General features: G+C 70.8%; 5 protein-coding genes. 4 read left to right on the forward strand and 1 reads right to left on the reverse strand.

Annotation, left to right across the window (positions count from 1 at the left end):
• Positions 1–319 precede the first annotated feature (319 nt).
• The 4 genes from NBX02_RS19150 (at position 320) to glgB (ending at position 8,203) form a co-directional block, all read left to right on the forward strand.
• Positions 320–2,305 carry an alpha-1,4-glucan--maltose-1-phosphate maltosyltransferase gene (locus NBX02_RS19150; protein ID WP_250286111.1) on the forward strand — a complete coding sequence of 662 codons (1,986 nt, stop codon included), beginning with the start codon at positions 320–322 and terminating at the stop codon, positions 2,303–2,305.
• Positions 2,302–4,062, forward strand: coding sequence for a maltose alpha-D-glucosyltransferase (gene treS, locus NBX02_RS19155; RefSeq protein WP_250286112.1), 1,761 nt, complete (start codon positions 2,302–2,304; stop codon positions 4,060–4,062). The genes NBX02_RS19150 and treS overlap by 4 nt, the downstream gene beginning before the upstream one ends.
• A 115-nt stretch (positions 4,063–4,177) precedes the next feature.
• A complete protein-coding gene (locus NBX02_RS19160) occupies positions 4,178–5,548 on the forward strand; it encodes a maltokinase N-terminal cap-like domain-containing protein (protein ID WP_250292477.1) in 1,371 nt (456 codons plus the stop codon).
• 27 nt (positions 5,549–5,575) lie between these two features.
• On the forward strand, positions 5,576–8,203 hold the full coding sequence (gene glgB, locus NBX02_RS19165) for a 1,4-alpha-glucan branching protein GlgB (protein ID WP_250286114.1): 2,628 nt from the start codon (positions 5,576–5,578) through the stop codon (positions 8,201–8,203).
• A gap of 101 nt (positions 8,204–8,304) precedes the next feature.
• Here glgB and NBX02_RS19170 read toward each other — a convergent pair.
• Positions 8,305–8,720: tetratricopeptide repeat protein (locus tag NBX02_RS19170; RefSeq protein WP_250292479.1), on the reverse strand; the 416-nt coding region annotated here is incomplete at its 5' end.

Raw genomic sequence — 8,720 nt, forward strand, 5'->3', positions numbered from 1 at the left:
GCGCGAGCGGGCGGCCGCCGGCGTGGCAGGCGCGCCGGGCAGGTGGTGCCCCACCCGCGTGGACCCGGCGGGCCCGGGTATCCCGGAGCGGGACCGATGGCGGCGGACCGGTACGCGCCCGGCACCGGTCCCGGCCGCGAACGCGTATCAACGTGGAGACTTCGATCCGATGCCGACATCCTCCTCCCCCGGCGGAGCACCTCCGCACCCCCAACACCCCCCCATCTGGTGGCCCCACGCTGTTCACGTTGGGGTGCCACCAACTGGTACAGGAGAGGCCGACTATCAAGGGGTGGTCCACCTGGATAAGGTCGCGGCGATGATCGGACGTTCCATAGGCCGGGTTGTCATCTCTGACGTCAGCCCCGCCGTCTCCTGTGGGCAGTGGCCGTCGCGGGCCGTCGAGGGTGAGACCCTCACCGTCGCCGCGACGATGTTCCGCGACGGACACGACCTGATCGGCGCCAACGTGGCGCTGTCAGGCCCGGACGGCCGCGGGAACCCGTTCACCCGGATGCGGCAGGCCACAGCGGGCACTGATCGTTACGAAGCCGAGGTCCGGGTCGACTCGGAGGGCCTGTGGGGCTTCCGCATCGAGGCCTGGGCCGATCCGGTGGCCACCTGGCGGCACGCTGTCGAGGTCAAGACAGCCGCCGGCCAGAGCACGGACGAGCTGTCGGTGGACTTCGAGGACGGCGCCCGGCTCCTGCTGCGCGCCCTGCCCGGGATTCCCGAAAGCCGGCGGGCGGCGGTCCGGCACGCCGTCGACGTCCTGCGCGACGACACGCTGACGGATCCGCACGGGCGGATCGCGCCGGCGTGCGACCCGGCGCTGGTCGACCTGCTCACCCGGTGCCCGCTGCGGGAGCTCATCACCCGCTCGCCCCTGTACCGGATCTGGGTGGACCGGCCCCGGGCCCTGTTCGGCAGCTGGTACGAGTTCTTTCCCCGTTCCGAGGGTGCGAGCCTGGACCCGCCGCGTTCCGGAACGTTCGCGACGGCCGCCGAGCGGCTGCCCGCCGTCGCCGCGATGGGTTTCGACGTGGTCTACCTGCCGCCGATCCACCCCATCGGCGAGGTCAACCGCAAGGGCCCGAACAACACCCTGGTCGTGGGCCCTGACGACCCGGGCTCGCCGTGGGCGATCGGCAGTGACGCCGGTGGCCACGACGCCGTCCACCCGGGCCTGGGGACGATCGACGACTTCGACGACTTCGTCGCCAGGGCCCGCGCCCTGGGCATGGAGATCGCCCTCGACCTGGCCCTGCAGTGCGCGCCCGACCACCCGTGGGCCAAGGTGCACCCGGAGTGGTTCACCGTGCGCAGCGACGGCTCCATCGCGTACGCGGAGAACCCGCCGAAGAAGTACCAGGACATCTACCCGCTCAACTTCGACAACGACCCGGTCGGGCTCTACCACGAGGTGCTGCGGGTGGTCCGGTACTGGACCTCGCACGGGGTGCGGATATTCCGGGTCGACAATCCGCACACCAAGCCGGTCCAGTTCTGGGAGTGGCTCATCGCCGAGGTGAAGTCGGTCGAGCCGGACGTGCTCTTCCTCTCCGAGGCGTTCACCCGGCCGTCCATGATGCGGGCGCTGGCGCGGGTCGGTTTCACCCAGTCGTACACCTACTTCACCTGGCGCAACACGAGGTCGGAGCTGGAGACATACGGCCGGGAGCTGCTGGAGACCGCGCACTACATGCGTCCGAACTTCTTCGTCAACACTCCCGACATTCTGCCCGGCTACCTGCAGGAGGGCGGTGAGGCGGCATTCAGGATCCGCGCGGTACTGGCGTCGATGATGTCGCCGTCGTGGGGGGTCTACGCGGGCTACGAGCTGTTCGAGAACGCTCCCGTACGGGCCGGCGGCGAGGAGTACCTGGACTCCGAGAAATACCAGTACCGGCCGCGGGACTGGGCCGGTGCCGAACAGGACGGACGCTCACTCGCACCATATCTTGCCAGGCTGAACCGGATACGCAGGGAGCATCCGGCGCTGCACTGGCTGCGTAACCTTCGTTTCCACCATGCCGATGGCGACGATTTCCTCGTCTTCTCCAAGCGCTCCGGGGGGGCGGCGGGCGACGACTGCGTCCTGGTCGTCGTCAACCTGGATCCGCGCAACGCCCGGGAGACGACCGTCCGTCTCGACATGCCCGCCCTCGGCCTCGAGTGGCGGGAGACCTTCCATGTTCACGACGAGATCAGCGGGGCTGACTACACGTGGGGGCAAGAGAATTACGTCCGGCTGGACCCGGCGACGGAACCAGCCCACATCCTCGACGTCCGGCGCCGGGCATGAGCGCCAGGAGCACCGAGGACACCGAGGGCACCGAGGGCACCGAGGGCACCGGAGAGGCCGGGGGCGGGACGTCGGCCGGGGGTGCCGTCCCGCCCCCGGCCGACGAACCATCCCGCGACCCGCTGTGGTTCAAGCGGGCGGTCTTCTACGAGGTCCTCATCCGGGGCTTCGCCGACTCCAACGGTGACGGCACGGGCGACCTGCGCGGGGTCACCAGCAAGCTCGACTACCTGAGCTGGCTCGGGGTCGACTGCCTGTGGCTGCTGCCGATCTACGAGTCACCGCTGCGGGACGGTGGCTACGACATCTCCGACTACTTCCGGATCCTGCCCGAGTTCGGCGACCTCGGGGACTTCGTCAACCTGGTGGACGAGGCCCACCGCCGGGGCATCCGGATCATCGCGGACCTGGTCATGAACCACACCTCCGACCAGCACCCGTGGTTCCTGGCCTCCCGCAGCGACCCGGACGGCCCGTACGGCGACTTCTACGTGTGGTCGGACACGGACCAGAAGTTCCTCGACGCCCGGATCATCTTCGTCGACACGGAGAAGTCGAACTGGACCTGGGACCCGGTGCGCGGCCAGTACTACTGGCACCGTTTCTTCTCCCACCAGCCCGACCTCAACTATGACAACCCGGACGTCCAGGAGGCCATGCTCGAGGTGCTGCGCTTCTGGCTGGACCTCGGCATCGACGGATTCCGGCTGGACGCCGTCCCGTACCTCTACGTACGGGAGGAAACCAACGGCGAGAACCTGCCGGAGACCCACGAGTACATGCGGCGGCTCCGCAAGGAGATCGACGCCAAATACGCCGACCGGGTGCTGCTGGCCGAGGCGAACCAGTGGCCGTCCGACGTCGTCCAGTATTTCGGCGACGACGACGAGTGCCACATGGCGTTCCATTTCCCGCTGATGCCGCGGATCTTCATGGCGGTCCGCCGGGAGTCCCGCTACCCCATCTCGGAGATCCTGGCGCAGACACCGGCGATCCCGCCGAACTGCCAGTGGGGCATCTTCCTGCGCAACCACGACGAGCTGACCCTGGAAATGGTCACCGACGAGGAACGCGACTACATGTACGCCGAGTACGCGAAGGACCCGCGTATGAAGGCGAACATCGGGATACGCCGCCGGCTCGCCCCGCTGCTGGAGAACAGCCGCGACCAGATGGAGCTCTTCACCGCGCTGCTGCTCTCGCTGCCCGGTTCACCGGTGATCTACTACGGCGACGAGATCGGCATGGGTGACAACATCTACCTGGGCGACCGGGACGGTGTGCGGACGCCGATGCAGTGGTCCCCGGACCGCAACGCCGGTTTCTCCACCAGCGACCCGGCCCGGCTCTACCTGCCGCCCATCATGGATCCGGTGTACGGATACCAGGCGCTCAACGTCGAGGCCGAGCAGCGGATGCCGACGTCCTTCCTGTCCTGGACCCGGCGGATGATCGAGGTGCGCAAGCGGCACCCGGTCTTCGGCCTCGGCAGTTTCGAGGAGTTCCCGGCGTCCAATCCGTCTGTTTTCGCCTTTGTCCGGGAGTTCGGCGACGACCGAGTGCTCTGCGTGGCCAACCTGTCACGTTTCGCCCAGCCGGTGGAGCTCGATCTCCGCAGGTTCACCGGAATGGTGCCGGTCGAACTGCTCGGCGGGGTGCGCTTCCCGCCGATCGGGGAACTGCCGTACCTGTTGACCCTGGCCGGGCACGGGCACTACTGGTTCGCGCTCACCCGGGCGGGGGAACTGGGCTCCTGACGGGCCGGGACGTACCGGCCGGCCAGACATACGGCAGGGTAGGGCGTACACGTCACGATGGGCGTACACGTCACGAGGATGGTCGCCAGGTGGTGACGGCGCGAGGAGGTCGACGATGGTGGGCGGCAACTCTGATCTGGTCGCCCTCCTGCCCCCCTGGCTGCCGCGGCAGCGCTGGTTCGCCGGCAAGGGCCGGCCCTGGGCCGGCCTGCGTGTCGTCCGCGACGTGCGCCTGTCCGACCTGCTGCGCCACTTCGTCGTCGAGGTCCGCTATACCGATGGTGGTCCGGCCGACCACTACCAGGTACCGCTGGTGGTGCGGCCGGACGCGCCCTACGGGCACGAGGGCTTCTTCGTCGGCAAGTGCGCCGACGGGCTGGTCTACGACGGGCTGCACGATCCGGAGGGCAGCGCCGCCCTGCTGGCGTTCGTCCGCGACCGGACGGCCCGCGACGGGCTCGTGCCGCACACGCTGGAGGAGCTCGAGCTCTTCCCCGCCCACGTGATCGGCGCGGAGCAGTCCAACACCTCGGTCGTGTACGGCGACGCCTACATCCTGAAGGTCTTCCGGCGGCTGTGGCCAGGGACGAACCCGGACCTGGAGATGACCCGCGCGCTCGCCGACGCGGGCAGCCCCAGCGTGGCCCGGCCGCTGGCCTGGCTGGACGGTGTTCTCGACGGCCAGCGCGCCACGTTCGCGTTCATGCAGGAGTTCCTCCGCAGCGGCACCGAGGGCTGGCGGCTCGCCCTCGCCAGCGTCCGGGACCTCTACGCGGAGGCGGACCTGCACGCCGACGAGGTCGGCGGCGACTTCGCGGCCGAGTCCGAGCGGCTGGGCGCGGCCACCGCGGACGTGCACCGCATCATCGCCGAGACGCTCCCCACGGCTGTCGGCGACGCCGGGACCCTGCAGGCGCAGGCCACCGGGATGCACGGGCGGCTGGACGCCGCGATCAGGGCCGTCGAGCGGCTGCGGGCCTTCGAGCCGGGGCTGCGCGCCGCCTACGACGCACTCGCCCGCCAGACGTCACCGGTCGCCCTGCAGCGGGTACACGGCGACTACCATCTGGGGCAGGTGCTACGGGTGGACTCGGGGTGGGTACTCTTCGACTTCGAGGGTGAACCGGCACGTCCGCTGGCAGAACGCACAGCGCTGCAGTCCGTCCATCGTGATGTCGCCGGCATGCTCCGATCATTCGACTACGCGGCCCAGTCGTTGTTGTTGGAACGGTCGCTGTTGGTGGAACGGGAGGACGAGTCCGGACTCAGATATCGCGCGCAGGAATGGGCGGCTCGCAACCGTGACGCCTTCTGCACCGGGTACGCCGGCGTCCGCGGGCACGACCCACGCGAGGAAGCTGCCCTGTTGCGAGCGTTCGAGCTCGACAAGGCTGTGTACGAAGTCGTCTACGAGGCCCGTCACCGCCCATCGTGGCTGCCGATCCCGCTCGGTTCGGTCGAACGGCTGACCTCCACGGACGGATGACTACGTTCTAAGGATGGCGTGTTGTCCATGATCGGTCCTGACAGCGCGGCAGGTGGAGCCGACGAGGGGCACCCGGGCGGTTGCCGCCGCGACGCCAGCGGTCTTCCGAGCGACGTCAGCTCCGGGCTCGCCCGTTCCCCGCTGCCGGCCATGGCCATGGCCGGGCACGGCGGCACCGGCCGCCGGGGCAGCGGCCACGGCGACACCGGCTACGGCACCGGGTATCCCGAAGACGGCGGCTATCCCGAAGCGGCGTACCGGGACGGCGGGCCCGGCCGCGGCGAGCACACCGCGGTCCAGCACGGCAGCGCGGAGCACAGCGGAGCGGAGCACGGCGCAGCGGAGGGGGACACGGCGCAGCGGAGCGGGACGAAGCGGGGCGCCGGCGGCCAGGACACCCCGACGTCGCCTCCCCCGCCCCTGCTCGTCGCCGCCGCCGAGCTCGAACGGCTGGTGAACGGCTCGCACCACGACCCGCACCACATCCTCGGTGCCCATCCCCACGGGGAGTGGACGATCGTGCGGGCCCTGCGGCCGGACGCGGTGAGCGTGGTCGTCATCACCGAAGAGGAGCGGTTCGCATGCACCCGGCTGCACACGGCCGGGGTGTTCGCCGTGGCGCTGCCGACCAGCGCCGTCTCCGGCTACCGGCTGGAGGTCCGGTACTGCGACGCCACGCACGTCGTCGACGACCCCTACCGCCACCTGCCCACCCTCGGGGAGATGGATCTGCACCTCATCGGCGAGGGCCGCCACGAACAGCTGTGGAAGGCGCTCGGCGCGCGGGTGCGCCGCTACCCGGACAGCACCGGCACAACCGAGGTCAGCGGGGTCGGTTTCGCCGTGTGGGCGCCGAACGCCCGCGGTGTGCGGGTGGTCGGCGACTTCGACTTCTGGGACGGCCGGGCCTACCCGATGCGCTCCCTGGGCTCGACCGGCGTCTGGGAGCTGTTCGTGCCCGGCATCGGCGCCGGCTGCCGGTACAAGTACGAGATCCTCGGCTTCGACGGCGTCTGGCGGCAGAAGGCCGACCCGCTCGCGCTGCACACCGAGAACCCGCCGGCCACGGCGAGCGTCGTCTTCGAGTCCGGCTACACCTGGAACGACGAGGCATGGCTGGCGCGGCGCAGGCGCACCGCGTGGCACACCAGGCCGGTCTCGGTCTACGAGGTGCACCTGGGCTCCTGGCGCCGCGGGCTGTCGTACCGGCAGCTCGCCACCGAGCTCGTCGCCCACGTGCGGGAGATGGGCTTCACCCACGTCGAGCTGCTGCCCGTGGCCGAGCATCCCTTCGGTGGCTCCTGGGGCTACCAGGTGTCGGCCTACTACGCGCCGACGTCACGCTTCGGCGACCCCGACGGCTTCCGCTACCTCGTCGACCAGCTCCACCAGGCCGGCATCGGTGTGATCGTCGACTGGGTGCCGGCGCACTTCCCCCGGGACGTCTGGGCGCTGGGCCGCTTCGACGGCACCCCGCTCTACGAGCACCCCGACCCCCGCCGCGGCGAGCAGCCCGACTGGGGGACGTACGTGTTCGACTTCGGGCGTCCCGAGGTGCGCAACTTCCTGGTCGCGAACGCGGTGTACTGGTTCGAGGAGTTCCACGTCGACGGGCTGCGGGTGGACGCCGTCGCCTCCATGCTCTACCTGGACTACTCCAGGGCCGAGGGCGAGTGGGTCCCCAACGTCCACGGCGGCCGGGAGAACCTGGACGCGGTGTCGTTCCTGCAGGAGACCAACGCCACGGTCTACCGGCGCGTCCCGGGCGTACTGATGATCGCCGAGGAGTCGACGGCCTGGCCGGGGGTGACCCGCCCGACGCACCTGGGCGGCCTGGGCTTCGGCTTCAAGTGGAACATGGGCTGGATGCACGACACGCTCGACTACCTCTCCCGGGCGCCGGTGTTCCGCGTGTACCACCACCACCAGATGACCTTCTCCATGATGTACGCGTACTCGGAGAACTTCGTCCTCCCGCTCAGCCACGACGAGGTGGTGCACGGGAAGGGCTCGCTGCTGCGCAAGATGCCCGGTGACCGCCGGCAGCAGCTGGCCAACCTGCGCGCGCTCTACGGCTACATGTGGGCGCACCCGGGCAAGCAGCTGCTGTTCATGGGCGGGGAGTTCGCCCAGGAGGCCGAGTGGTCCGAGGCCCGCTCGCTGGACTGGTGGCACCTGGACGACCCGGGCCACCGGGGCGTGGCCACGCTGCTGAAGGACCTCAACGGGGCCTACCGGGCCGCCCCCGCCCTGTGGGAACGGGACACCTCCCCGGAGGGGTTCTCCTGGATCGACGCGAACGACGCCGAGAACAACGTGTTCTCGTTCCTGCGCTGGGCCGGCGGCGCTCCGGCCGGCGGTGGCCGGGCCGGCGGCGCTCCGGCCGGCGGCCCGGCGGGCGGGCGGGTGCTCGCCTGCGTCACCAACTTCTCCGGCGTCCCGCACACCGGCTACCAGCTCGGGCTGCCGTTCGCCGGCCGCTGGCGTGAGCTCATCAACACCGACGCCACCGAGTACGCCGGCAGCGGGCTGGGGAACCTGGGCTCCGTGCTCGCCGTGGACACCACCCGCCACAACCAGCCGGCGTCGGCGACACTCACCCTGCCCGCCCTGAGCACCCTGTGGCTGTGCTACGAGGGCTCCGTCCAGAACTGACCAGCCGGGAACCGGCCGGCCCGTGCCGGCCCGGCGGGGCTCGTCGGGCCGGCACGGTGCGCCCGGCCGGCCGGGAAAACGCCCGGCATGCCGGGACGTTTTCAGAACAGGGCGGCGGCGAGGGCGCGGCGGGCCGGGGCGACCGCCGGCTCGGCGTCCCCCAACGCCTGGAACAGGCCGACCAGGTGGGCCCGGACACGCTCCCGCTCGTCACCGGTGGTCCGCCGGACGACGCCGACCAGCCGGGTCAGGCCCGTCTCGACCTCGCCCCGGGCGACCAGGACGTCGGCCAGCATGATGGCCGCCTCGACGTCGTCGGGGTCGGCCGACAACCGGGCACGCAACGCGGCCGCGTCGATCGTGGCCACCCGCTGGAAGAGCTCGACACGGGCGAGCCCCAGCGCCGCGTCCTGGTCACCGGGGGCTTCGGTGAGCCCGGCCCGGTAGGCCGCCGCGGCGGCCTCGAGGTCACCGCGGGCGAGCGCCTCCTGCGCGGCGGCGTGGTGCGGGTCGGCGG

Source organism: Protofrankia sp. CiP1_Cm_nod1 (genome assembly GCF_920888515.1).
Lineage (GTDB): Bacteria > Actinomycetota > Actinomycetes > Frankiales > Frankiaceae > Protofrankia.